A 22702-nucleotide genomic window follows, 5' to 3' on the forward strand; every position below is an offset into this window, starting at 1 on the left:
TCCTAGGAGTCATCCACCATGTCCACCGAATACCACCACGGCGTACGCGTTTTTGAAGTCAACGAAGGCGGCGCCACCATCCGCGTCGTCAGCACGGCCATCATCGGCCTCATTGCCACGGCGCCCCTGGCCGACGATGACGCGTTCCCGTTGAACACGCCGGTGCTGCTCACCAATCCCGGCGGCAGTATCGGCAAGGCCGGCGCGACCGGCACGCTGGCCACAGCACTCAAGGCCATCGCACAGCAGGCGCAGACGTTCACCATCGTCGTGCGCGTCGAGCCCGGCGCCGACGATGCAACGACCACCAGCAACGTCATCGGCACCACCACCGCCAGCGGCCAGAAGACCGGCCTGCAGGCGCTGCTCGCCGCCCAGGGTCAGCTCGGCTACAAGCCGCGCATCATCGGCGCGCCTGGCTTGGACACCGAGCCGGTGGCCATCGAAATCGGCACCGTCGCCGAAGCGCTGCGTGGCTTCGGCTACGTCGCGGCGCGCAAGCCCGACGGCATGGCCTACGCGACCACCAAGGAAGACGCCACGCTGTACCGCGCAAAGTTCGGCAAGCGCGAGCTGATGGTGATCTGGCCCAACTTCCTCGCGTGGAACACCATCACGAGCGCGGCCGAGGTCATTCCGGCCACGGCCTACGCGCTGGGACTGCGCGCCAAGCTCGACCAGCAAATCGGCTGGCACAAGACCCTCTCCAACATCGTCGTGAACGGCCCGCAGGGCATCACGTCGGACGTGTTCTTCGACCTGCAGAGCCCGAGCAGCGACACCAACTACCTGAACAGCCTCGAAGTCACCACCATCATCAACCGCAGCGGCTACCGCTTCTGGGGCAACCGCACCACCGAAGCACAGGGTGGGAAGTTCTTCTTCGAGAACTACACCCGCACCGCGCAGGTGCTGGCCGACACCATGGCCGAGGCGCACTTCACGTTCGTCGACAAGCCGATGCACCCGAGCTTGGTGAAAGACATGCTCGCGAGCATCAACGCCAAGGGCCGCGATCTCGTGACCGGCGGCTACCTGATCGGCTTCGAAGCGTTCCTCAATCCCGACCTCAACCCGAAGGAAGAGCTGGCGGTGGGCCGCCTGCGCATCAGCTACCGCTACACGCCGGTGCCGCCGCTCGAAGACCTGGGCTTCATGCAGACCATCACCGACGACTTCCTGGCCAACTTCGCCGCCGCCGTTCAGGCCGCGTGAAGCGCCCATCCGCAACGCACACCGCATAGGAGCACACCATGGGCCTCCCCAAGAAACTCAAGAACTTCGCACTCTTCGGCGACGGCGAAAGCTGGATCGGCGAGATCCCGAGCGTCACCCTGCCCACCATCACCAAGAAGATGGAGGAATACCGCGCCGGCGGCATGCATGGCTCGGTCGATATCGAGCTGGGCCATGACAAGCTCGAACTGGGCATCAAGGCCGGCGGACTCAAGACCCAGCTGATTGCGATGCTCGGCGCCCAGACGGTGGGTGCCAATGTCTGGCGCTTCGCCGGCGCCTATCAAGACGACGCTACCGGGCTGGTCAGTGCCGTGGAAGTCATCGCCCGCGGCCGGCTCAGCGAGTGGAACCCCAACGATGCCGAGGCCGGCGAGAACAACGAACACGAGTTCAAGGCGAGCCTGAGCTACTACAAGGTCACCGTCGACGGCGCCGAGCTGATCGAAATCGACGTGCCCGGCATGGTGTTCAAAGTCGGCGGCTCCGACATCTACAGCGCCATCCGCTTCGCCATCGGGCTCGGCGCCAGCTTCTAAACCGCTCCGCCACGTTCGCCCATCACGCCTTTTCACTCACCACAGAACGAGCCATCACCATGAACAACGCCCCAACGCCCGAGATCAACACCGAAGACACTGCACCCAGCGCCATCGTGCCGAACACCATCGTGCTCGATACGCCCATTCAACGGGGAAGCACCAGCATCACCGAGATCACCCTGCGCAAGCCCAACTCCGGCGAGCTGCGTGGCCTCTCGCTGCAGCGGCTGCATCAGGCGGACGCCGAAGAAATCATGAAGCTGCTGCCGCGCATCACATTGCCCTCGCTGACGCCGCCCGAATGCGCCCAGCTCGACCCGGCCGACCTGTCCGAGGCCGGGGGTCACATCATCAGTTTTTTGCTCAAGAAGTCAGTGAGGGACGCGGTCTTGCAGAACGCGTAGAGGACGCCATGGCGGATCTGGCGCTGGTCTTCCACTGGCGGCCGGCCGACATGGAGGGCATGGCCATCGGCGAACTCATGGACTGGCGCGAGGCCGCCCGCAAGCGCTACGCCCCCAACAAGCACGACGACTGACCGACACACCGAACCATGGCCAACCCGCTCACCCTCAAGCTGATCCTGGCAGGCGCCGACAAGGCCGTCGCCGCGCTCAAGCCGCTCGACGCGCAGAGCCGGGCGACGGCCGCGGGCCTGAAGCAATCCCGCGATGCCCTCAAGCTGCTCAACAGCCAGATGGCCCAGGTCGACGGCCTGCGGAAACAGCAGTCCGCGCTGGCTCAGCAAGGCAACGCCCTCAAGGTGTTGCGCGCGAACCTCGACAGCGTCACCCGCACCTACGGCGCCAACAGCGCCGAAGCCGGCAAAGCTGCGCGGCCAGGTGGACAAGGCGACCGCGGCATACGACAAGCAGCGGCAGGCGCTGGTTCAGCTGCGCACCGCTGCCACAGCGAGCGGCATCGGCAAGCTCTCGGTCGATCAATCGCGCCTGAAATCAGAGATCGAGTCGACGAACGGTGCTATTGCTCAGCAAAAGGCGCGGCTCGAATCGCTGGCCAAGGTGAGCGGCCGGCGCGCCTCGCTGCGGCAGGGACTGGACCACGGCCGTGCCACGGCGGGCCACATGGCCATGGCCGGCGTCGGTGCAGTGGGCACCGCGTACGGCATTCGCCGTGCTGTCACCGAGCCGCTGCACCAGGTGCGCGATTACGAGACCACCACCGCGCGCATCGAATCGCTCGGCCTGGGCAAAAAGGAAACCGACCAGGCCGTCGCCTACGCGAAAGGCATGAAGACCTTCGGCACCAGCATGAATGACAACCTGGGCCTGATGCTTGACGCCACCACAGCCTTCGCCGACGTGCACCATGCCGAAATGGTCATGCCCACGCTGGCCAAGATGAAGTTCGCCAACAAGGCCATGTTCGGAGCGGAAAAAGGCGAAGACAACGAACGCAAGTTCCTCGACATGCTCAGGGTCATCGAGTTGCGCGGTGGCTTGTCCAGCGAACAATCGTTCAAGGGCCAGGCGGACATGGTGCAGCGTGTCATCACCGCGACCGGCGGCCGCGTCGGGCCCGAGGAATGGCTCAACTTCATCAAGACCGGCGGCGTCGCGGCCAAAGGCCTCAACGACTCCGCCATGTACTACCAGCTCGAAGCGCTGGTCAGTGAAATGGGCGGCAATCGCGTGGGTACGGCGACCATGTCGGCCTACCAGAATCTCTACCAAGGGCGCACGACAAAGCGCGCCGCCAAGAACATCGAGGCGCTGGGCCTGATCGGCGACCCCTCGAAGGTCACGCACGACAAGGCGGGGCAGATGTCCTTCCTGAACCCCGGTGCGCTCAAGGGCAGCGAGCTTTTCCGCTCCAACCAGTTTGAATGGATGGAGCAAGTCCTGTTGCCGGCGCTCGCCGCCAAGGGCATCACGGACAAGGAACAGATTCTCGATTCCATCGGAAGCATCTTCAGCAACCGCACGGCCTCGAACCTGTTCTCGCAGATGTACCTGCAGCGCGATCAGATCCACAAGAATGCCAAGCTCAATGCGGGCGCCTTCGGAATCGAATCGCTCGACGCCAGGGCGCGCACGAGTCTCAGCGGACAGGAAGGGGCCGCGCTCTCCAAGTTTCACGACACCATGCGTGAAGCAGGCGAAGCACTGATGCCGGCCTACATCAGCCTGCTCAACACGGTCTCCAGCGCTCTGGAGGGCATCACGGCGTTCGCGCGCGAGAACCCGGTGCTGGCGTCGTACATCGGCAAGGCGGTGCTATGGGTCGGTCTGCTCGCCGCAGGCTTCGGCGCCCTGTCGCTTGGCGCGGCGGCGCTGCTGGGGCCATTCGCCATCGTGCGCTATGGCATCGGCCTGTTCGGCATCAAGGCGGCTGTGCTTTCTCCGGTGCTCACACTGGTCACGCGAACGCTCGGGTTCGCCGCCTCCGCGGTCATGTGGCTGGGTCGGGCGTTGCTGATGAACCCCATCGGTTTGGCTGTCACAGGCATCGCGACAGCCGCATTCCTCATCTACAGATACTGGGGGCCGATCAGCGGCTTCTTTTCGGGCCTGTGGGAGCGCACGAAGGCGACGTTCGCCGCGTTCTGGCAGTACCTCGGCGGGTCGGTGCCGGCGGCGCTGGGCACCATCAGCGCGGCCATCCTCAACTGGTCGCCCATGGGCCTCTTCTACCAGGCCTTCGCGGAAGTGATGCAGTGGTTTGGTTTTGATCTGCCCGCGAGGTTCACGACCTTCGGCGGGCAGATGATGCAGGGATTGGTCAACGGCATCACGAACGGGCTGGGCGCGGTACGGGACGCAATCAACGGCGCAGCAGACTCCACAGTAGCCTGGTTCAAGGAAAAGCTCGGCATCCACAGCCCGTCGCGCGTGTTCATCGAGGCCGGCGGCAACATCGCGCAAGGTGCGGCAATCGGGATCGATCGCACTCTGCCGATGCTGCGTGCTGCTGCGCTCAGCATGGTCGGCGCCACCACAGCGGCCCTGCCCGCCATGGCCGGCGCCGGTGGTGCGCCTGCGCTGCAGCCCATGGTTTTCGACACGCGCGCGCCACTGGCCGCAAGCAGCGCCCGCACGTCCGGCGCCGTCACCGTGCAGGGAGACACCATCACGATTCACATCAACGCCGCGGCCGGCACCGACGCCCACGCTCTGGCCAGCGCCGTGCGCGCCGAGCTTGATCGCCGCGACGCGGCCAAGAGCGCCCGCATGCGTGCGGCGTTCATCGACTACGACAACTGACCATCCGCCATGCTCTGCCTCGGCCTCTTCGTCTTTGAACTCGACACGCTCAGCTATCAGGAGCTGCAGCGGCGCAGCAGCTGGAAGCACGCCACGCAGGCGCTCGTGGGCGCGCGCAACGCCACGCAGTACCTGGGGCCGGGGATGACATCATCACCCTCACGGGCGTGGTGCTGCCCGAGTTCAAAGGAGAACCGGCCAGCCTGGACATGCTGCGTGCGATGGCCGACCAGGGCGCGGCCTGGGTGCTTGTCGAAGGCACGGGCATCATCTACGGCGCCTTCGTCATCACTGAGCTGCAGGAGACGCGCACCCTGTTCTACGTCACCGGTGAGGCCCGGCGCATCGAGTTCACGCTCACGCTGCAGCGCGTTGACCAGGACGTGCAGGACGTGACCGAACAGATGGGCGAGCTGGGCGCCATCCTCGAAGACACCGCCGGCAACCCCAATGCCGACCTGGGGCAATACCTCGGCGTCAGCGGCGGCGCGACCGGAAGTTGAGTACGCAGCGCATGTCCGACACCGACACCATCGCCGACTCGCTGCCCACCGTCACGGCTACGCCGGGCAACGGCCGTCGACCTGCCGCGCACCTCACGCCAATCTGGCGCGTCACAGTCAACGGCAACAACGTCAGCGACCGCATCCTGCCGCGCTTCGTGAGCCTCACCATCACCGATGATCGCGCCAATGACGCGGACGAAGTCGAGCTCGTCGTGAGCGACCACGATGGCCGCCTTGAGCTGCCCGAGACGGGCGATACCGTCGAAGTGGCCATAGGCTGGCAAGCCGAGCCGGTCGCGGCGCCATACCGCCAGTTCGATAGCGACGAAATGGGTTTCCCGGTGGGTCTGATCGACAAGGGCCGCTATACCGTGCAGGCGGTCGAGTACGCTGGCACACCCGACACCATCACCATCCGCGCGCGGGCCGCCAACCTGCTCGACAGCCTGCGCGGTCTGCGTGATGAGTCGTGGCACGACACCACCGTCGGCGCCATCGTCAACAGCGTGGCCGCGCGCAACGGCATCAAGGCCACCGTCGACAAGGAAATCGCCAGCCGGAAGGTCAAGCACGCCGACCAGCTGAGCGAGTCCGACGCATCCTTTCTGCGGCGGCTCGCGCAGACCTTCGATTGCATTTGCACCGTGAAGAACGGCACCCTGCTCTTCAGCCAGGCCCGCGCCGCGCGCACACCCAGCGGCAAGCCGCTGCCGCCCGTGCTCGTCACCCGCGGCGATGGCGACCAGCACCGCTGGAGCCGCGCCGACCGCGATGCCTACAGCGGCGTGCGGGCCATGTACAACAACGTGAAGACCGGCAACCGAAGCGCGGTCATTGCTGGCATCAGCGGAAGGGCAAAGGAACTGCGCGCAACCTTTGCCAGCGAAGCGGACGCCCTTGCCGCTGCGCGCGCCGAATGGCTGCGCATACAGCGCGGGATCTTCGACTTCGAGATAACACTCGCCTATGGCCGCGCCGACATCATTCCGCAGCGCCCTGCGCGCGTGGCTGGCTACAAGCGTCAGATCGACGAAACACCGTGGATCGTCACCCGCGTGCGGCACTCGCTCGATGGCGGCGGCTACACAAGCCAGCTCACGCTGGAAACCGAGCAAGCCGAGGGCGTGGAAGGGCAGGAAGGCGCGGGCGCAGAAGGCTGACAGCAGCCCGAGTATGCAAGGGCGAGCTCAGCGTAAATGAAGCAAAGAAGAGCGCGATGTTATGCACCGCGGTCGCAGGTCAGGCATGGAGCGCTAGTATGAGCCCCTTAAGACCTGTTCGGGAGGGTAAGGCAATGGCTGGAAACGTGGTGAACCTTGACGCGATGATTCCGCGCGAAGATATGGCCGAGGTGTTTGATACGCGTGTCGGCAACCAAGAGCGGATCGATATACATCATCTTGACGACAACTTCTTTGGCGAGGCGCTTCGCAAGCCTGACTTTCAACGCGAGACCGCGCATTGGTCTCCAGAGAAAGTCGTCGATCTAATCCGGTCATTTGTTGACGGCGACCTCATACCGGCCGTGATCTTGTGGAAGCGAGCAGGCAATGTGTTCGTCATCGACGGCGCGCATCGGCTGGGAGCCCTCATTGCGTGGGTGCGCGACGACTACGGCGATCAACGCAAGTCATCAGAGTATTTCGGCGGTCGAATCCCTGAAGAGCAGCGTCGAATAGCTGAGCAAGTTCGCAAGACGGTCAACGCGCTAATCGGTCCCTACGGGGAGTTCGCTAGCGCTCGGAAAAACCCGCAGAACGCCCGCCCCGAAATCCAAGCGCGTTTAGCCAATTTGGCTGTAAACACGATAGTCGCGCAGTGGGTCCCGGCCGTTGATGCAAAAGCGGCAGAGAGTTCCTTTTTCAAGATCAATCAAGCAGCTACGCCGATTGATCCGACCGAGAGGCGGATCCTGAAGTCTCGCGCGAGCCCGAACGCTGTGGCGGCCCGCGCGATCGTCAGGGGCGGAACTGGGCACAAGTACTGGACGAAGTACGCGAGCGACGTGCAAGCAGAAATTGAACAGATCGCGAAACACGTTCACTCGGCGCTTTATGAGCCGCCTATTGGTGACGGCCCAGTTAAGACGTTAGATCTTCCGCTCGCAGGCCGTGGATACAACGCCCTGCCGTTCGTATTTGATCTGGTGAATTGGGCAAATGCTGTTCCAGAGCCGAAGGGGCAAAAGGAGACCGATGGAATCGATCCAGACGTTGATGGTTCGCAAACCATCAAGTTCCTCAAGGCCGTTAAGCGCGCAATCGACCTTTTAACTGGCAATGCACCAATGTCGCTGGGCCTTCATCCAGCCGTCTATTGCTACACCCGTGGAGGCGAGTTCCAGCCGGCAGCGTTGCTTGCGGTTGCCGAGTTCATCAGCGCACTGGAGAAAAAGGGGCAACTCAAGACATTTGCTGCTGTGCGGCGCGCCCTGGAAGATTTCTTGATCCAGCACAAAGACTTCATCACTCTGACGATCAAGAAGACTGGCGCAGGGAAGCGGAGTCAGCCCCGGATTGTTCGTTACGTTCAGTTTGTCGCTGAGCGGCTTGCGGAAGGCTTGAGTGATGGGCAAATCGTCTCGGCTCTTGAGGGCGATGACGAGTTCTCATACCTACAAGGCGCGAGCGCACCTTCTATCCGCTTGAGTGAAGCGCCTACAGGCGCACACGGAAAGGCGATGGGCAAGAGTACGAAGTCGGCTTCGTTCCTGAACGCGGCTCTTCAGAGTCCCGTTCGATGCGCTTTGTGTGGCGGTTTGATTCACAAAAATTCGATTCAGATTGACCACGTTAAACGCAAGGAAGACGGCGGCGGCGGCGACATGAAAAACGCCCAAGTTGTTCATCCGTTTTGCAACTCAACGCTCAAGAACTAGAAGGTTTTTCTTCAGGAGCTTGCGTTGACGTACACGCCGTCTGTCGGCTCAATCCTTAGATTTGCCGCGGCTGGACTTGATGGAGTGGGCATGAGCGAGCAGCACAGGCTTCAATTCCGCTGATGCGATCTGTGTCAAGCGGAGTCGATTCCATCCCGTAAACCGATCCAGCACCAAAAGGCTCAACAACTCTTGGGCCGCGCGGGCGTGGTGGCCGATTTCCCTCATGCCGTCGGCCAGTCGTCCCGCATCGGCAGCATTGCGACCTTCCAATGGGAGCGGAAGCAAATCGTCGAGATCAGCGCCAACTCCACTGCGCAATCGGTTAGCCCATTCGGCCATGAGCCTGTACTTGGTTGCAAGCAAGTGAAGCTCTGCCGCGAGTACTACATGTAGCGGCATGAGGCGCGCCACATACGCATCAAAAAGAACCGACAGTGACGGGAAGTGACTAACCAGCTTCGAGGCTACGAAGTGCTTGGCAGTGAACTCGTTCATGCCCTGCGCCGAGATGGTCCTTTGAAGAGCGTTGTGGATCGCGATGAGGTTCACTAGATCACCAGTCAGGACCATTGCAGCCGATCGCTCTTCGCGCCGCCGAGCATCTCGGGCAACCCACATGGCAGCAACAAAGGCCCCTGCGGCGCCAACTAGGGCTCCGATCACTTCCTTGCTAGCGAGATCACCCCAATTCATGCCTTCCTCACAATTCAAATATTGCGAAAGTGGGGTTCATCACTTTGGAGGATTAACCTGCAGGCCGAGGACGCGAAGAAACGCCGGATCAACGACACTGCTCCCCCTCTGGCCCAAGGTTTTCTGCATCTGTTTTGACCAGCCCCAGCCCACAAGCTCTTTAACGACGAGGTCGTCGAGGTTCTGAACGCCGATCACTTCGCGCGCGATCTTCTCGGCCTGGGCGCGCGTCATGCGGACCTGAACCGACTTGTCCTTCAGCACCTTCTCTGTCGACCCTTTGTCACTGAAGGTTTGCAGCACGGGCAGCGCGGTGACGGTCACCTCGTTCGCCTTCGTGTGGATGAACATGCGGAAGAGACCGTAGGCCAGCACCTCGGCCGTTTGCTCCACCATCACCGTTGGTGAAAGCCGGACCGTGGCGGCCTCGGCCTCGGCCTTGATCTGAATGTGCAGCGGCGACTGCTTGAGAATCTTTACCTGCCCCAGCTCGACGCTGTAGTCGCCCAGTTCATCGAAGGCCTTCTCTGCGCTCGCGAAGATCGGCGGCCCAGCCGTTTTCCCCAGCGTCGAAACCTGGGCCGCGATTGGGCCGGCACTCAAAGACAAGCCGTAGGCGAACGCCAGGGCCAATAAGACATGTCGCATCGTTCCTCCTAGTCCCCGCCATGCGTTGCGGCATCCCCCGACGTCGTCAAAAGCAAGCGGATGAGCGCCGCAATCAGCAGTCCCAATTTACCCATTCGCCCTTTTAGGCTGCGGTTGCGCGAGCGCATCAAGAACGCTGCGCGCGGCGGCGCGACCTCGCTCATCGGCCGCGTTGTAGTTGTCCAGCAGTGCTTCTTGTTCTGGAGTTAGATAGCGCGGCACTTTCCCTTTGGCATCCACCACCACCCTGTCGCCCACGGGCAACAGATGCGAAGGGGTGCGTACGCCTGTGAGCACGTACACAGCATCGAGACCAACGGTCGTCAATGCCGTTGAAAGGAACTCCACGCTAACAGAAGCGACGGCTCGCTCCCAGTCTTGATACGTACGTGGCTTCGCGCCACAGCGCGCAGCAATTTCCGCCTGCGACAGACCCAAGCGATCACGCTCTTCTCGCAAGCGGGCTGCAAATACTGCACGGTTTTCCGTATCCATTTCTATCCACGCACGGAATTCCGTGCTACATTTTGCACCACACACCACATTAACCCGTTCGGATATTAAACGTATGGCCCACACCGCCCGCCGCCGAGGTCGTCCGGAGCTTCCGCCGGAGATCCGGCTCGTCAACGAAGTGCCCATCGCGATGCGCCTGCCTCCCGCCGAGCACCAGCGCACCCAGGCGCACGCGAGCCGCGAAGGCCGATCCGTCGCCAATTTCGCGCGTCGCGTCTACCTGCTGGGCCTCGCGCAGTACGAGGCCGAGCTGGCTGGCACCACTGCTCACGCCTGAACCCAATTCCCGCTACCACTCCTTTGCCCGAAGGAAATTCAACGATGTATCCCGACACCAAGCGCATCCGCGACAACCGCCTCACCGTGCGGTTCGACGACTACGAGGACAAGCTACTGCGTGCGCTCGCCGACTACCTGGGCGAGCAGCCCACCACGCTCATCCGCGAGCTGGCCCTGCGCCAGGCCGAGGACTTGTTGGGCGTGAGCCGCGAGCCATTGGCCGACGGCAGTCTGCCGCGCAGCGCAGCCTGAAGCCAGCCGCCCAACAGCGGTCAGCAGCAAGCCATACCCCCGCCGAATGTCTGACGAAAAGATGACGCGCCACCAGATCGACCTCACCGACGCCGAGCACGAAGTGCTCGACCGGGTGCGCCGCGTGCAGGGTCTGGCCAGCGTCGAAGACACCGTCGTCTGGCTGGCCAAGACGCGCATGCGAAGGGGCACGGAACACATCACAGGCCGCCGCGGCCCCCGCTTGGCCACATCGGGAGGGAAGGCGCGATGAACGCCACACACGACATGCACGAAGCCGATGCCGAAGCGAACAACCGCTACATGCGCATCACCATCGAGTGCCCGCACTGCAACACGCGTTGCGTGGCCTGCGACAGCCGCGCAATGAGCAAGACGATGCGCGAGATCACCTACCGGTGCCGCAATTGGCGTTGCGGGTTTACGGGCGTTGCAACGCTCGAATTCCAGCGCGTGCTGGTGCTGTCGAGCATCCCCGCGGCAGACGTTTCGCTGCCGCTTTCGCGTCACATCAAACGCGGCCAGTTGGCTCTGCAGTTGGCCGATGACGGCAACCTCGCCGACGAAGAGGCCGCCTACCTGGCCAGCCTGAGCACGCCAACCAATGACTGGGGCGCCGGCACCGGCGGCGCCACGCCAGCAGCTCCGCCTGGGTAGGCCGAGCCCACGCGCCGCACGGCGCGACTGATCCCCGTTCAACCCCTCGCTACATGCCTTCCTCAAGGCGTGCGGCCCTTCTCACGCCTTTTTTCCGTCACAGGAGCCGTAGACATGTCCCACACCGCCCGCCGCTTCGCCGACAAGCCTGCGCAACGCATCGACGTGCCCAAGCTGTCCAAGGTCACACGCGAAGAGGCCCAGCACCTGCCGCTGCTGGATCGCGTTCTGCTGCAGGAGCACGAACGCCACGCTTGCCGGCTCGCAGACATCCGACGCGTGGCCGACAAGCTGGCCGCGCTCGATGCCATCGTGCGCACCGCCCAGGCCGACGGCGCCTACATCGACATCACTGCGGTGCGCCTAAGTTATGCCAGCCACCGCATCAGTGGAAATGGACGGCGCGTGAACGCCGTCGTGCTCCAGGCCGCCGACACGTTTTCCAGCTGGCGCGACCCTAAGTCTCAGAACGCTGTCGCCAATGCACTGCTGGCAGCTGGCTGGCGCGTGGTCGACGCGGAGGCAACAGGTTCGGAGATCTCCCGCGACCGGGTCATCTTCATGCACGGCCAGCGCGCGGTGGAAACCAGCTGCATGCGGCAGTGGGTCATCGACGCAATCGAGGCCGGACATATCACAGCCGCAACGCAAGGTCGCCACCCCGCAACTGACACCGGCACGCCGCTGAACGCCGGCACCGCGGGGGAAGTAGCCGCCGTGTGCGCTCCTTGAATGCATGGACCGCGAAGAGCCACCTGAACACCACGAGTTTCACGGCCCACGCCAGCAAGCCACTCGCATTCCCGATGGAAAACCAAACCCGTTCTATGCCCGCCACGCGGCCAAGCTCGCGAAGCTGCGCGAAGAGTGTGCCGTCATCGCTTTCGGCCAGCGCCGGGCGCTGCTGGAAGAGGCCGAATGGCGGGGTCTGCCGATCATGCTTCGCTTCTTCGTGCTCACCGAGGCCGGCATGGCTGACCCGGATGACGCCTTGCGTCGAGGCTGGCGCGAGTACCCGGACGCCGAGCGGAGCGCGATCCGCGCCACGCTGCGTGCGTGGATTCGCGAACTTGACGCGCTCAGCGCTTTGACGCTGTAGGCACCCCATGCGTCTCGTCACCGCGCGCCCGGCCACCCCCGATCCAGTCTTCTGGATGCGGCTTCGCTCCAGCCTTCCGAACGACCAGCACATCGACAAGGTAGCGCGGCGGATGGACGCACGCTTGCGCAAGGAGCTGCCCGCGCAGTGGGTGCCGGCGTTCGACGTGATCATGCCGCTCAAGCCCACGGTCCGGGCCATCGGTGCGGACTGGGTCAGCTGGAACCTCGGGCGCGTGGATGCCATGCGCGCCTTCGAGCACGAACACCAAGACATCCTGCACTGGACCGTAGGTGACGGCGAGGTGTGCGCGCGTGCGCGCCGCTGCGCCAACGCGCTCGACGACATGCTCAACGGCCACTCATTGCCCATGAGCCGGCAAGACAAGCTCGACACGGTGCTCGACTACTGCGAGCGCATTGGAGTGGAAAAGCCGGTCGCAACGACACCCGAAGGATTGATCGCACGTGCGGTCAATGAGCAATGGTGGCGCCGCGCGTTGCGCAAAAAGGTGGCCCGCACGGTCGAGCACGCCGCCATCAAGCTGGCCGTGGTGCACCACAAGAACGGCGGCTACGCGAGCGACGAAGCATGCCGCCGGCGCCTCGACCAGAACAAGCGCAACGCCGACCTGCTGAAGCGCGTGAAGATGCGCAATGAAGCCGGCCAGGTCTACAGCCTGGCCGAGCTGGCCGCGCTCTCGCCAAGCAATCGAGATATCCGCCGCGGCGAGCTGATGACGCGCATTCGCGGCTGCGAAGAATTTGCCGACGCCAACGGGCATCAAGGGCTGTTCCTCACGCTCACGTGCCCAAGCCGGTTTCATGCCGTGCTGTCGGGCGGCAAATCGCGCTGGGCAAAGCCTTCGCGCAACAACAAGTACGAAGGCGCCACGCCACGCGACGCACAGCAATGGCTGTGCCGCATGTGGGCCAAGGCCCGCGCCAAGATGGCACGCAAGGGCGTTGCGGCCTACGGCTTTCGCGTTGCTGAGCCGCACCACGACGGATGCCCGCACTGGCATGCGCTGCTGTGGTTTGCGACGCCCGAGCAAGCCCAGCTCGCGAAAGACATCATCAGCGGCTACTGGCTCAGCGATGCCGGCGATGAGCCCGGCGCCGTGCGCAACCGGTGCAAGTTCATCGCCATGAACCGCGGCGGGGCGGCTGGCTATGTCGCCAAGTACGTGGCCAAGAACATCGGCGCGGAGGATGGCGGCGATGCCGGTGTCGGTCAGCACACCGACACCATCGACGGCTTCGAGCACGTCATGGACACGCGCGAATTCAAGGGCTGGCAGCGCGTCGACGCATGGGCCAGCACCTGGGGCATCCGGCAGTTCCAGGCCATTGGACAGCCGAGCGTGACGGTGTGGCGCGAGATGCGCCGTGTCACGAAAGACCAGATCGAGAGCGCACAGCTGCGCCTCGACTTTGGCGACGCTGCCGCCGTGAAGGCTTGGTGGGCTTGCCACAAGCACGGCGACATCCAGGCATCGTGGGAGCGCTACGTTGGTGCGCAGGGTGGCATGTGCCGCAAGCGCCGCGAATGGATGCTGCGCACCGCCGTGCGCGTCAACGAAGGCTGCAAGAACGTTTATGACGAAACCATCACGCGCAAGACCGTGGTGGGCGTCGAAACACGGGCCGGCAACTGGCTCGTGAGCCGTCGGCAATCGTGGGCTTCCTGCGCCGGCGAAGCCGCGCAGGACAAGGGCCAGCGCGAAGCGTTGGGCCGCCCTTGACTCGTTTCAATAACTGTACGGCGCGGCTGACCCGCGAGCCGCTGCGGCAGCTCACGCAGGGTGATCGGCCATGGGCCAAGCCCTTCGATTCGGAAGAAATCCTGCCGCTGGAGCCATTCCGGCCCGCCCGAGCCACCCGCCGGCCGCCCGCCGCACTACCGAAAGAGCAGATCCACGTCATCGACGGAGAGCGAACGACCTTCCGCATGCCCGATGCGGGCATCGCCGTCGCCGCCGCACTGATCCGCCAGGCCGAAGTGCGCCCGGCCGCGCCGGCCGCGCCGGCGCCCCGCGCCATCGAGGACGCCTCGTCCCCGAGTTCGCCGCCTTGATCGCTCGCGTCAAGGCATCCGCCCCCGCCTGCGCGCCCTCGCGGCAGCTGGCCACTGATTCACCACCAACCGGAGCCGCACCACCATGCCACGCACCACCACCGCCGCGGTCGTACAGATCGCCCAACACAAGCCCTATGCGCCGCCACTGGCGCACAAGGTGCACATCACCGCGCCTTACCTGCCAGCCTGCGCGACCGACGTGCGCGCCACCATCGAGCGCGTGCGCGGCCTGCTCGCGAGCCAGCCGGCCGGCCGGCGCAAGCCGCGGCGCGCAGATGCGCTGGCCGTCCAGCAGGCCGACATGTTCCCGTCCGCCGTCCTGCGCATCGTCGCTCAGCAGCAGCGGAGGGCGGCATGAGCGGAATTCGAACAAGCCAACCGGTTGCGTTGATCCGCGGCGGCAATGGTCTGGATATCGACACCTTCGCTGACGAACTGCATTGCGTTCTGCAGCTCGTCAACACCGGTAGCCTCGGGCGTGGTGTCGATCCCAAAGCCATTGGCTGGGGAAGCGCCGCCCATAAGCAAGCGCTCCAGCGCGTCGCAGAAAAAGTCAAGACCGTGATCGAGGACATCGCCGAACAGGATCGGCGCGACCTGCTGTCACAGCAAGGCGGTGCCGAATGAACGCGCACCGCCTCAACCACCACGACATTCAAACCATCAGGGCCTTCGAAGACCGGGCCAAGAAGAAGGCGTGCGACAACCTCCGCGTCGACTGCATCACGCTGCTCGGCTGCTTGCTGGCCTTGCTCGCGCTGCTGGTGCTGGGCCTCATCGCAGGACTTCCGCAATGAGCGCCGCGCAGCACACGCCGGGCCAGATTGCCCGCAGCAACCGGGTCGAGGTGCGCAATCCGATGCTGAAGCTGCCCGAGGTGCGCGAGGCATTCGAAGCCCTGTCGCCCGAAGCGCGCGCCGCGCTGGTGGCGATGTTGCGGACGATTAGCCGTGCCTGCCGCGAAAGCGCCGACCACGCCTATCGGAAGCGCAAGCCGCCGATGTACACGTACTGGCAAGGCCTCGCTGTCAACACCCGGCACCTTGCGCTCGCTGGCCGCGCCACCATCGCCAAGGCCACCGGGGGCGCATCGTGACCGGCTTGACGCACCGCCACCCCCATGGGCAGCGCCCACTCGTCACGCCCTTTCGCGCATGCGAGCTGTGCACGCACTCTACAAGCTGCGGCGAGCGTCTTCTGTGCGACAGCCCCGCAGCGCGCCAGGGCGGCCGGCCCGAATCGCTCGACGTGGCGCGCTCGTCGACCGGCAGCTGCGGACCGAACGCGCGGCACCTCGACATGCCTGGCTGGCACTGAGAGCCGCCGCGATGGTCGCCACGAGTGAGCCCACCGACCAGCAGCTGCGCGATGCGTGCGAACGCATGGCGCGCCGCTTCCGGTGGACCGACAGCTTCGAGACGGTGATGCAGGACGCGCGTCGCAGCCGCCTCGTGCGTCTTGCGGTCGCCCATCCGAGCGCTGCCGGATTTGCGGCAGCGCGCTCGCCTCGCCACTTCGTTCGCCCCCGCTTTCAGACACCGGCCACGGCCATGCCTCTCTTCGACAGAAAGCGCGCCGCCTCGGGCGAGCGCGACGACGACTGACACCAACCCTTTTAACGAGCCCTAACCATGACCGACCAACTCGCCCCTTCTTTCATCGGAGTCGACCTTGCAGGCGGCTGCGACGCCGCCTTCGTCCAGCCACGTTCCGCTGCTCAGCGCGTCTACATCGCAGGTCCGATGACGGGCTACGCCGAACTAAACTTTCCGGCGTTCCGCATGGAAGCCACCGCGCTGCGCGCCGTGGGCCTCGAAGTCGTCAATCCCGCTGAGATCAACGTCGACCCCAGCGCGGGCTGGAGTGCCTGCATGCGCGCCGACATCGCCCAGCTCGTGACGTGTGACCGCATCCACCTGCTGCCTGGGTGGTCGCGCAGCAAGGGTGCTTCGCTGGAGCATCAAGTTGGGCGTGCCCTTGGCCTGCTCGTCACCTTGGCCGAAGGCGCCGAGGCCATGCCCGAGCACTTCAGCTTCGTGGAAAGCGACCAATACGATTGGAGGAATCAGTTTCTCAACCATGCCGCGCAGGCAGTGGATGAGCGCGGAGCCCGGCCGCCGGCGGTGGTGACAAAAGTCAGCCATGAAGCTGCACTCGCCATCTGCGAGCGGGTCGCCAACGATCACCAGACCCAGCTTAAAGCCGCGCTCGACGCGCACGGCTATCACACCGCGGTCACGCAAGCCCTTGGGTATCAGTACCTCGGCGCACGTCAGTGCATCGAGGCGATCAGCGCCGCGTCTCGTGTGGGGAGCTGAGCAATGGCGAAGAAGCCTTTGAAGCTCTGCCCGCTCGCCCAGCACATCGTGAAGATGCTGGCCGAATCTGATCGACCTGGCCACGGACCAACGTACGCCGTCGGCAAGGCGCACGAGCTGCATGGCCAAACCACCAATGAAGTGCTTGTGTGGGCGAGTCGTTCCCTCGACGGCCGCAATCGCAGCGACCTCGCTGACCTGCTGAGGGGTGCTTCGTCCGAAGATGTCGACGCCGGTGACTTGGTCGCAGTGGCAAGGGTCGAAAAGGCGATCCGTGCACTGCCGGCACTTGACCTGAAGGAGCTGCTGTCGTGAGGCCGACGAAGACTCGAGGCGGGAGCTCTCGTGCAGGCCAACTTCGCCCACGAAACCCGATCTATGGGAGGGAAGCCGCGTGACCTCAACAGCCTATTTGAAAAGCGCGAACAGCGCGATCACGACACCGCCGATGGACACGCCCAACGCGATCCAGGCAATCAGCGTTGCCTCACGCGCAGACTTTGCCTGCAGTTCTCCCGCTAGCACTTCGCGCATGCGCAAATTGCGGTCTTCCTGTTCACGAGCGGCCAGATGCTCCGCTGCGATTCGCGCGTCGTCTTTTGCGATCCAAGCTTCCGCAAGGGCTCGGCTGTTACCGCCGAAGAAATTGCCCATCGCGAGTTGCATTCCGAGCATCGCCTTGCCGTTCCCTAGTGCGTCCTGGCGCACGTACGTCTCGACGTCTTCGAGCGAAGTGAACATGTCCGGCATTTCGGTCCTCCATCATTTGGAGGCGAGAGTATCGCGCTCCTCAGTCTTCGAGGTCGTACTGCATTTGCAGCGTCCGAACAATCTGCGCGATATCAGCGCGGTGGGCTCCGCGGTCGGTGACGACGCGAACGGTCCAGTTGGGGCCGCCTTCGTCGGCGGGGATTCCGACTATCCCCCGCGGTGCACATCAGTCTGCTGGCCTCGAAGGCCCGGCAAGGCCTCAATGCGCATGAGCAGCATCTCCCGCAGCTGCTTGGCGGTGCGGGTCGGCTTGGTGTGCATCTACTTCGGCAAAGTCCGCTCTGCAAGGTAGTTCGTCGCCAGCACCTGCGCGACTTTCAGCGCTGCATTTATCTGGTCAGCCGCTTTGACACCCGGAAGTTGAGTGGCCACCAGATCTTTCGCCAGGTCGAGTTGTTCCTTGGTTATGGCTTGTGCGCGCGCGAGGGCGCTCAGCTGACCACCGACCGGCTCTCTAAGTTCTATGGGCATTTGGGCTCCTACGTTTGCGGAACTGCAGTATGAACTTCTTCGACACCTCCCCCGAGCGCGTCCGCGCCACAGAGATCCAGGCGCCGCCGATGCACCCGCAGCAGGTTGTCGGCTACGCCACTCAGCACGGAATCATCATGACCATCGCACTCGACCAAGCGCGCGAGGACGCGCTATCTGAACTGGAGAAATAGATGGGCGCACGACACTTTTATCTCGATAAGGCCGCCGTGTGCGAGGCCGTTGCGCTGTCGGAGTCGACTGTTGAAAAGCTGGTGCGGGAAAACGAGTTTCCGAAGCCCCGCGTGTTGTCCGGCCGCCGCGTGGCGTGGCTGGTGCGAGAGATTGAAGAGTGGGCGGAAAACCGCCCAGTTTCCGAATTGCTCCCCCGAAGAACACGAGTGGACGGAAGCTCAACGCTGATTCGCAAGATGTTCCAGGCGCTCACTGAGCTTCTGCAGCCACTCGCGCCGCTCGCGGTCGTAGGCATACAGGTTGTAGATGCCTTCAACGCCCGGCAGCAGGTGCCCTGAGGATCGCTTCGCCGATCTCTGCCGGGCAGCCGAGTGACGCGAGGATCGTGCGCCCAGTTCGGCGCAAGTCGTGCGGCGCCCACTTCGTCACGGGGAGCCGCGCACGCTCGTGCTCCGGATAGGTGTTGCAGTAGGGCATCCGGTAATGCACCGCCACACCAATGGTCTTCTGCTCGACGTGGCCCATCCGACCCCTTGAGGGAAAAAGATACCCCGTCGGCGTGGCCTCCAGGCGCCGGCGAACCACCTCCGCGGCTCGCCCGCACAGCGGCACGCGCAGGTCCATTGCATTCTCGTGCCGCGCATTCTTGGTCTTCGCCTTCGGCACCGTCCACCAAAGGCCATCCTTCTCGTCGGTGACCTCTTCGGCCTCTATGGCCATGATCTCGGCGCCGCGGGTGCACGTCCAGAGATAGAGCGTCAGCGCGTCGTCGGCCAGGCGCGTGAAGTTGGGAAGCCAGCGAATCAGCGTGCCTACTTCGGCATCCTTCAGGACGCGCTTCACCGGCCCCGTCGATTCGCCCTGCAGTTTGCGTCCCTTGCTGCGCAACTTGCCCCGCATGATGAGCCGCCACCAGTTCGGCGTTTCCTCTGGAATGCGACCAGCGTCCAGCGCATAGTCCCAGGCCGCACCAAGTTCGCCGCGGATACTCGCCGCCTGCACTGGCGTTTTTGCCAACCCCTCCAGGAAGTTGAACGCTTGCGACCGCTTGAGCGTAGCGGCCGCAACCAGTCCCAGCGCGCCAAGGTTCTGATCCATCATGCGTCGCACCTCGGCTGCGCCCTTCTCCTTGCGGTGCACGTCGATGTGGCCGTTCAGGTAGTCGTCGACCAGGCGGCGCACGGTATAGACGCCGGCGCGGGCCTCCTTGACCGCCACCACCTTCTTGGCTTTCTCGGCCTTCTGGTCGAGCGCAGGATCCACGCCCGTCTCGCGCAGCGCGCGCAGCTCTTCCCATGCGGCTGCCGCCTTGGGCAGCGACATCGCTGGCCAGCGCCCGATCTTGCGCTGGCGCATGTTGCCGTCGACTGGAGACTTGAAGCGGTAGACCCAGGTGCGCGTCGTGGCCGTCGCCTCAAGGCGCAGCCCGGGATATCCGTCCACCATAATGTGCTGGCCGGGCAGCAGCGCTTTCGCAGCGTGCGCGTTGAAGTGCATGGAAAGTTCCGGCGGCGTAGGTTTCCTGATGACCCATCACGCCCCTTGGCGTAACTTTGAAGGTCAGCAGCTCAAAAAGCTACGCCAGCGCCGAAAGTGTAGCCACGTTTTCTAAAGCTTCCGCAAGTTGAACAAGTCAGTCACAGATCGCGAAATTCCCAATGAAATCAAAGGGATGAATGAAAAAGGCGTTGAAAATCAAGGCCTTGGCAAAGACGCATTTTTAGGGCACACGCCAATGATGGCGCAGTACCTGGGCCTCAAGGCCAACCATCCGGACACGCTGCTGTTCTACCGGATGGGCGATTTCTACGAGCTGTTCTGGGCCGACGCCGAAAAGGCCGCGCGCCTGCTCGACATCACGCTCACCCAGCGCGGCCAGTCGGCCGGCCAGCCGGTGGTGATGTGCGGCGTGCCCTTTCATGCAGTCGATACTTATCTTGCACGGCTCATCAAGCTGGGCGAATCGGTGGCCATTTGCGAGCAGGTGGGCGAAGTCGGTGCCAGCAAGGGGCCGGTCGAGCGCAAGGTGGTGCGGGTGGTTACGCCCGGCACGCTGACCGATTCGGAGCTGCTCAACGACAAGAGCGAATCGCTGCTGCTTGCCGTGCATGCGGGCACGCGCAATTTTTGCGGCCTGGCATGGCTCAGCGTCACGGGCGCCGAGCTGCGGCTGGCCGAATGCCCGGCCGACGCGCTCGAAACCTGGATTGCACGCATCGCCCCAAGCGAGCTGCTGTACAGCGCCGAGGTAACGCCGGCTTTCGAGCAGCGCCTGAAGGCCGCACGCGCAGCCACGCCTTTCACGCTGTCCATCCGCCCGGCCTGGCAGTTCGACGGCGGCCTGGGCGAACGCAAGCTCAGCGAGCAAATGGGCAGCAAGAGCCTGGCCGCGTGGAACGCCGAATCGCTCGCCAACGCGCATGCCGCCGCCGCCGCGCTGCTGGGCTATGCCGAGCACACGCAGGGCCGCGCGCTTTCGCACCTGCAGCGCCTTTCGGTGGAGCGCGACGGCGACCTGATCGAGCTGCCGCCCACCACGCGGCGCAACCTGGAGCTGGTGCAAACGCTGCGCGGCGAAGATTCGCCCACCATGTTCTCGCTGCTCGACACCTGCATGACGGGCATGGGCAGCCGCTTGCTGAAGCGCTGGCTGCTGTCGCCCCGGCGCGACCGCAGCGAGGCGCAGGCGCGGCTCGAAGCCATCGGTGCGCTGCAGTCGACGGTGCTGGGCGGCACGGCCGCGCCCTGGCGCACGCTGCGCGAACAACTCAAGAACACGAGCGACGTGGAGCGCATTGCGGCGCGCATTGCCCTGCGCCAGGTGCGCCCGCGCGAACTGCTGGCGCTGCGGCTTGCACTGGCCAAGGCAGAACAGTTGTCGCCGCTTCTGCCCGGCTCGGCCGCGCTGCTCGACCAGATCGCCGAGCGCCTTGCGCCGCCGCCCGGCTGCGCAGCCCTGCTGACAAGCGCCATCAAGCCCGACCCGTCGGCGCTGGTGCGCGACGGCGGCGTGATTGCCACCGGCCACGACGCCGAGCTCGACGAGCTGCGCGCCATCAGCGAGAACTGCGACGACTTCCTGCTGAAGCTCGAAGTGAGCGAACGCGAGCGCACCGGCATCAGCAACCTGCGGGTGCAGTTCAACCGCGTGCACGGCTTCTACATCGAGGTCACGCAAAGCGCGCTCTCGAAGGTGCCCGACAACTACCGCCGCCGCCAGACCCTGAAGAACGCCGAGCGCTTCATCACGCCCGAGCTGAAGGCTTTCGAAGACAAGGCGCTGAGCGCGCAAGACCGGGCCCTCGCCCGCGAAAAGTGGCTCTACGAGCAGCTGCTCGATGCGCTGCAGCCCTCGGTGCCGGCGCTCACGCAACTGGCCGGCGCCATTGCCACGCTCGACGCGCTCTGCGCGCTGGCCGAGCGCTCGCACACGCTGCACTGGCGCGCGCCGAGCTTCGTTTCGCACCCCTGCATCGAGATCCAGCAGGGTCGGCACCCGGTGGTGGAAGCGCGGCTGGCCGAAAAGTCTTCCGGCGGGTTCATCGCCAACGACACGGTGCTGGGGCCGCAGCAGCGCATGCAAGTCATCACCGGCCCCAACATGGGCGGTAAATCGACCTACATGCGGCAGGTGGCGATCATCGTGCTGCTGGCTTCCATTGGCTCGCACGTGCCCGCGGCGGCCTGCCGGCTGGGGCCCATCGACGCGATTCACACCCGCATTGGCGCGGCGGACGACCTGGCCAACGCGCAGTCGACCTTCATGCTCGAGATGACCGAGGCTGCGCAAATTTTGCACAGCGCCACCGCGCAGTCGCTGGTGCTCATGGACGAAATCGGCCGCGGCACCAGTACCTTCGACGGCCTGGCGCTGGCCGCCGGCATTGCGGCCCAACTGCACGACCGCAGCAAGGCCTTCACGCTCTTTGCCACCCACTACTTCGAGCTGACCGAGTTTCCGGCCACGCACCACTGCGCGGTGAACATGCACGTGAGCGCCACGGAGGCGGGCCGCGACATCGTGTTCTTGCACGAAATGCAGCCCGGCCCGGCCAGCAAGAGCTACGGCATTCAGGTGGCGCGGCTCGCAGGCATGCCGGCCGCGGTGGTCAACCATGCGCGGCAAGCGCTCGAGGCGCTGGAGTCGCAGCACGCCCAAACGCGTGCGCAAGTCGATCTGTTTGCCCCGCCCCCGGCGGCCGAAACGCCCATGGCCAGCGCCGTAGAATCCGCCCTGGCCGCGCTCGACCCCGACGCGATGACGCCACGGGAGGCGCTCGACGCGCTCTATGCCTTACAAAAACTGAACACGCGCGAACGCGGCGCCGCGTAGCG

The 22702-nt window shown here is 64.5% G+C and carries 30 protein-coding genes and 3 pseudogenes; 27 read left to right on the forward strand and 6 right to left on the reverse strand.

Features of this window, described 5'->3' with window-relative positions:
* Positions 1–18: 18 nt before the first annotated feature.
* The 8 genes and pseudogenes from M0765_RS00615 (at position 19) to M0765_RS00650 (ending at position 8386) form a co-directional block, all read left to right on the forward strand.
* The gene (locus M0765_RS00615; protein ID WP_258501404.1) at positions 19–1215 is read left to right on the forward strand and encodes a phage tail sheath protein; all 1197 of its coding nucleotides are present in this window, start codon (positions 19–21) and stop codon (positions 1213–1215) included.
* Positions 1216–1253: 38 nt separating this feature from the next.
* Positions 1254–1775 (forward strand): phage major tail tube protein, encoded by a 522-nt coding sequence (locus M0765_RS00620; protein ID WP_258501405.1) that lies wholly within the window; start codon positions 1254–1256, stop codon positions 1773–1775.
* A gap of 59 nt (positions 1776–1834) precedes the next feature.
* Positions 1835–2182 carry a phage tail assembly protein gene (locus tag M0765_RS00625; protein ID WP_258501407.1) on the forward strand — a complete coding sequence of 116 codons (348 nt, stop codon included), beginning with the start codon at positions 1835–1837 and terminating at the stop codon, positions 2180–2182.
* A gap of 8 nt (positions 2183–2190) precedes the next feature.
* Positions 2191–2316 (forward strand): GpE family phage tail protein, encoded by a 126-nt coding sequence (locus tag M0765_RS00630; RefSeq protein WP_258501409.1) that lies wholly within the window; start codon positions 2191–2193, stop codon positions 2314–2316.
* A 304-nt stretch (positions 2317–2620) separates the two neighbouring features.
* Complete coding sequence (locus M0765_RS00635; protein WP_258501411.1) at positions 2621–5002, forward strand: phage tail tape measure protein; 2382 nt, start codon at positions 2621–2623, stop codon at positions 5000–5002.
* Positions 5003–5011: 9 nt separating this feature from the next.
* A pseudogene (locus M0765_RS00640) lies at positions 5012–5505 on the forward strand (phage tail protein).
* Positions 5506–5516: 11 nt separating this feature from the next.
* Complete coding sequence (locus tag M0765_RS00645) at positions 5517–6668, forward strand: contractile injection system protein, VgrG/Pvc8 family (protein ID WP_258501412.1); 1152 nt, start codon at positions 5517–5519, stop codon at positions 6666–6668.
* 134 nt (positions 6669–6802) lie between these two features.
* On the forward strand, positions 6803–8386 hold the full coding sequence (locus M0765_RS00650) for an HNH endonuclease signature motif containing protein (protein WP_258501413.1): 1584 nt from the start codon (positions 6803–6805) through the stop codon (positions 8384–8386).
* Positions 8387–8434: 48 nt separating this feature from the next.
* Here the strand turns inward: M0765_RS00650 and M0765_RS00655 are convergent, their stop codons facing one another.
* The 3 genes from M0765_RS00655 to M0765_RS00665 form a co-directional block, all read right to left on the reverse strand.
* Positions 8435–9082 (reverse strand): hypothetical protein, encoded by a 648-nt coding sequence (locus tag M0765_RS00655; protein WP_258501415.1) that lies wholly within the window; start codon positions 9080–9082, stop codon positions 8435–8437.
* A gap of 39 nt (positions 9083–9121) precedes the next feature.
* The gene (locus M0765_RS00660) at positions 9122–9730 is read right to left on the reverse strand and encodes a hypothetical protein (protein WP_258501417.1); all 609 of its coding nucleotides are present in this window, start codon (positions 9728–9730) and stop codon (positions 9122–9124) included.
* 87 nt (positions 9731–9817) lie between these two features.
* The gene (locus tag M0765_RS00665) at positions 9818–10225 is read right to left on the reverse strand and encodes a helix-turn-helix domain-containing protein (RefSeq protein ID WP_258501418.1); all 408 of its coding nucleotides are present in this window, start codon (positions 10223–10225) and stop codon (positions 9818–9820) included.
* Between the two features lie 73 nt (positions 10226–10298).
* On the opposite strand from M0765_RS00665, the gene M0765_RS00670 reads away from it, so the two are divergent.
* The 16 genes from M0765_RS00670 (at position 10299) to M0765_RS00745 (ending at position 17245) form a co-directional block, all read left to right on the forward strand.
* Positions 10299–10523, forward strand: coding sequence for a hypothetical protein (locus M0765_RS00670; RefSeq protein ID WP_258501419.1), 225 nt, complete (start codon positions 10299–10301; stop codon positions 10521–10523).
* A gap of 44 nt (positions 10524–10567) precedes the next feature.
* A complete protein-coding gene (locus tag M0765_RS00675) occupies positions 10568–10777 on the forward strand; it encodes a hypothetical protein (protein ID WP_258501421.1) in 210 nt (69 codons plus the stop codon).
* A 46-nt stretch (positions 10778–10823) separates the two neighbouring features.
* Positions 10824–11030, forward strand: coding sequence for a hypothetical protein (locus M0765_RS00680; protein WP_258501422.1), 207 nt, complete (start codon positions 10824–10826; stop codon positions 11028–11030).
* The gene (locus M0765_RS29115) at positions 11027–11434 is read left to right on the forward strand and encodes an ogr/Delta-like zinc finger family protein (protein ID WP_342455947.1); all 408 of its coding nucleotides are present in this window, start codon (positions 11027–11029) and stop codon (positions 11432–11434) included. Before M0765_RS00680 ends, M0765_RS29115 begins: the two co-directional genes overlap by 4 nt.
* Positions 11435–11548: 114 nt before the next feature.
* Positions 11549–12166, forward strand: a complete 618-nt coding sequence (locus tag M0765_RS00690; RefSeq protein WP_258501423.1) for a hypothetical protein — start codon at positions 11549–11551, stop codon at positions 12164–12166.
* 4 nt (positions 12167–12170) lie between these two features.
* Entirely contained in the window at positions 12171–12533 is a 363-nt protein-coding gene (locus tag M0765_RS00695; protein ID WP_258501424.1) for a hypothetical protein, read from the forward strand.
* A 7-nt stretch (positions 12534–12540) separates the two neighbouring features.
* Positions 12541–14277, forward strand: coding sequence for a replication endonuclease (locus M0765_RS00700; RefSeq protein WP_258501426.1), 1737 nt, complete (start codon positions 12541–12543; stop codon positions 14275–14277).
* The gene (locus M0765_RS00705) at positions 14274–14609 is read left to right on the forward strand and encodes a hypothetical protein (protein ID WP_258501428.1); all 336 of its coding nucleotides are present in this window, start codon (positions 14274–14276) and stop codon (positions 14607–14609) included. Before M0765_RS00700 ends, M0765_RS00705 begins: the two co-directional genes overlap by 4 nt.
* Positions 14610–14694: 85 nt before the next feature.
* The gene (locus M0765_RS00710) at positions 14695–14970 is read left to right on the forward strand and encodes a hypothetical protein (protein ID WP_258501429.1); all 276 of its coding nucleotides are present in this window, start codon (positions 14695–14697) and stop codon (positions 14968–14970) included.
* Entirely contained in the window at positions 14967–15239 is a 273-nt protein-coding gene (locus M0765_RS00715; protein ID WP_258501431.1) for a hypothetical protein, read from the forward strand. The genes M0765_RS00710 and M0765_RS00715 overlap by 4 nt, the downstream gene beginning before the upstream one ends.
* Positions 15236–15409 carry a hypothetical protein gene (locus M0765_RS00720; RefSeq protein WP_258501432.1) on the forward strand — a complete coding sequence of 58 codons (174 nt, stop codon included), beginning with the start codon at positions 15236–15238 and terminating at the stop codon, positions 15407–15409. Before M0765_RS00715 ends, M0765_RS00720 begins: the two co-directional genes overlap by 4 nt.
* Entirely contained in the window at positions 15406–15708 is a 303-nt protein-coding gene (locus tag M0765_RS00725) for a hypothetical protein (RefSeq protein WP_258501433.1), read from the forward strand. Before M0765_RS00720 ends, M0765_RS00725 begins: the two co-directional genes overlap by 4 nt.
* Positions 15705–15929: a hypothetical protein gene (locus M0765_RS00730; RefSeq protein WP_258501434.1), complete on the forward strand. Its 225-nt coding sequence runs from the start codon at positions 15705–15707 to the stop codon at positions 15927–15929. Before M0765_RS00725 ends, M0765_RS00730 begins: the two co-directional genes overlap by 4 nt.
* Before the next feature lie 11 nt (positions 15930–15940).
* Entirely contained in the window at positions 15941–16216 is a 276-nt protein-coding gene (locus M0765_RS00735; RefSeq protein WP_258501436.1) for a hypothetical protein, read from the forward strand.
* A 27-nt stretch (positions 16217–16243) separates the two neighbouring features.
* On the forward strand, positions 16244–16930 hold the full coding sequence (locus M0765_RS00740) for a DUF4406 domain-containing protein (RefSeq protein WP_258501438.1): 687 nt from the start codon (positions 16244–16246) through the stop codon (positions 16928–16930).
* Positions 16931–16933: 3 nt separating this feature from the next.
* Complete coding sequence (locus M0765_RS00745) at positions 16934–17245, forward strand: hypothetical protein (RefSeq protein WP_258501439.1); 312 nt, start codon at positions 16934–16936, stop codon at positions 17243–17245.
* Between the two features lie 93 nt (positions 17246–17338).
* Here M0765_RS00745 and M0765_RS00750 read toward each other — a convergent pair whose 3' ends face one another.
* Positions 17339–17671, reverse strand: coding sequence for a hypothetical protein (locus M0765_RS00750; protein WP_258501440.1), 333 nt, complete (start codon positions 17669–17671; stop codon positions 17339–17341).
* Positions 17672–17962: 291 nt separating this feature from the next.
* Positions 17963–18172 (reverse strand): hypothetical protein, encoded by a 210-nt coding sequence (locus M0765_RS00755; RefSeq protein ID WP_258501441.1) that lies wholly within the window; start codon positions 18170–18172, stop codon positions 17963–17965.
* 29 nt (positions 18173–18201) lie between these two features.
* On the opposite strand from M0765_RS00755, the gene M0765_RS00760 reads away from it, so the two are divergent.
* Complete coding sequence (locus tag M0765_RS00760) at positions 18202–18366, forward strand: hypothetical protein (protein ID WP_258501442.1); 165 nt, start codon at positions 18202–18204, stop codon at positions 18364–18366.
* A pseudogene (locus M0765_RS00765) lies at positions 18367–18516 on the forward strand (helix-turn-helix transcriptional regulator); the annotation flags it as partial. It abuts the gene before it with no gap.
* A 69-nt stretch (positions 18517–18585) separates the two neighbouring features.
* On the opposite strand, the pseudogene M0765_RS00770 reads toward M0765_RS00765, so the two are convergent.
* Positions 18586–19864: pseudogene (locus tag M0765_RS00770) on the reverse strand (tyrosine-type recombinase/integrase).
* Positions 19865–20039: 175 nt separating this feature from the next.
* On the opposite strand from M0765_RS00770, the gene mutS reads away from it, so the two are divergent.
* Positions 20040–22700, forward strand: coding sequence for a DNA mismatch repair protein MutS (mutS, locus tag M0765_RS00775; RefSeq protein ID WP_446751526.1), 2661 nt, complete (start codon positions 20040–20042; stop codon positions 22698–22700).
* Positions 22701–22702 lie beyond the last annotated feature (2 nt).

The organism is Variovorax sp. S12S4 (assembly GCF_023195515.1).
Classification (GTDB): Bacteria; Pseudomonadota; Gammaproteobacteria; order Burkholderiales; family Burkholderiaceae_C; genus Variovorax.

Coding starts and splice junctions, on each gene's coding strand:
- M0765_RS00615 (WP_258501404.1), top strand. CDS start 19: ATGTCCACCGAATACCACCACGGCGTACGCGTTTTTGAAGTCAACGAA.
- M0765_RS00620 (WP_258501405.1), top strand. CDS start 1,254: ATGGGCCTCCCCAAGAAACTCAAGAACTTCGCACTCTTCGGCGACGGC.
- M0765_RS00625 (WP_258501407.1), top strand. CDS start 1,835: ATGAACAACGCCCCAACGCCCGAGATCAACACCGAAGACACTGCACCC.
- M0765_RS00630 (WP_258501409.1), top strand. CDS start 2,191: ATGGCGGATCTGGCGCTGGTCTTCCACTGGCGGCCGGCCGACATGGAG.
- M0765_RS00645 (WP_258501412.1), top strand. CDS start 5,517: ATGTCCGACACCGACACCATCGCCGACTCGCTGCCCACCGTCACGGCT.
- M0765_RS00650 (WP_258501413.1), top strand. CDS start 6,803: ATGGCTGGAAACGTGGTGAACCTTGACGCGATGATTCCGCGCGAAGAT.
- M0765_RS00655 (WP_258501415.1), bottom strand. CDS start 9,082: ATGAATTGGGGTGATCTCGCTAGCAAGGAAGTGATCGGAGCCCTAGTT.
- M0765_RS00660 (WP_258501417.1), bottom strand. CDS start 9,730: ATGCGACATGTCTTATTGGCCCTGGCGTTCGCCTACGGCTTGTCTTTG.
- M0765_RS00665 (WP_258501418.1), bottom strand. CDS start 10,225: ATGGATACGGAAAACCGTGCAGTATTTGCAGCCCGCTTGCGAGAAGAG.
- M0765_RS00670 (WP_258501419.1), top strand. CDS start 10,299: ATGGCCCACACCGCCCGCCGCCGAGGTCGTCCGGAGCTTCCGCCGGAG.
- M0765_RS00675 (WP_258501421.1), top strand. CDS start 10,568: ATGTATCCCGACACCAAGCGCATCCGCGACAACCGCCTCACCGTGCGG.
- M0765_RS00680 (WP_258501422.1), top strand. CDS start 10,824: ATGTCTGACGAAAAGATGACGCGCCACCAGATCGACCTCACCGACGCC.
- M0765_RS29115 (WP_342455947.1), top strand. CDS start 11,027: ATGAACGCCACACACGACATGCACGAAGCCGATGCCGAAGCGAACAAC.
- M0765_RS00690 (WP_258501423.1), top strand. CDS start 11,549: ATGTCCCACACCGCCCGCCGCTTCGCCGACAAGCCTGCGCAACGCATC.
- M0765_RS00695 (WP_258501424.1), top strand. CDS start 12,171: ATGGACCGCGAAGAGCCACCTGAACACCACGAGTTTCACGGCCCACGC.
- M0765_RS00700 (WP_258501426.1), top strand. CDS start 12,541: ATGCGTCTCGTCACCGCGCGCCCGGCCACCCCCGATCCAGTCTTCTGG.
- M0765_RS00710 (WP_258501429.1), top strand. CDS start 14,695: ATGCCACGCACCACCACCGCCGCGGTCGTACAGATCGCCCAACACAAG.
- M0765_RS00715 (WP_258501431.1), top strand. CDS start 14,967: ATGAGCGGAATTCGAACAAGCCAACCGGTTGCGTTGATCCGCGGCGGC.
- M0765_RS00720 (WP_258501432.1), top strand. CDS start 15,236: ATGAACGCGCACCGCCTCAACCACCACGACATTCAAACCATCAGGGCC.
- M0765_RS00725 (WP_258501433.1), top strand. CDS start 15,406: ATGAGCGCCGCGCAGCACACGCCGGGCCAGATTGCCCGCAGCAACCGG.
- M0765_RS00735 (WP_258501436.1), top strand. CDS start 15,941: ATGGTCGCCACGAGTGAGCCCACCGACCAGCAGCTGCGCGATGCGTGC.
- M0765_RS00740 (WP_258501438.1), top strand. CDS start 16,244: ATGACCGACCAACTCGCCCCTTCTTTCATCGGAGTCGACCTTGCAGGC.
- M0765_RS00745 (WP_258501439.1), top strand. CDS start 16,934: ATGGCGAAGAAGCCTTTGAAGCTCTGCCCGCTCGCCCAGCACATCGTG.
- M0765_RS00750 (WP_258501440.1), bottom strand. CDS start 17,671: ATGTTCACTTCGCTCGAAGACGTCGAGACGTACGTGCGCCAGGACGCA.
- M0765_RS00755 (WP_258501441.1), bottom strand. CDS start 18,172: ATGCCCATAGAACTTAGAGAGCCGGTCGGTGGTCAGCTGAGCGCCCTC.
- M0765_RS00760 (WP_258501442.1), top strand. CDS start 18,202: ATGAACTTCTTCGACACCTCCCCCGAGCGCGTCCGCGCCACAGAGATC.
- mutS (WP_446751526.1), top strand. CDS start 20,040: ATGAATGAAAAAGGCGTTGAAAATCAAGGCCTTGGCAAAGACGCATTT.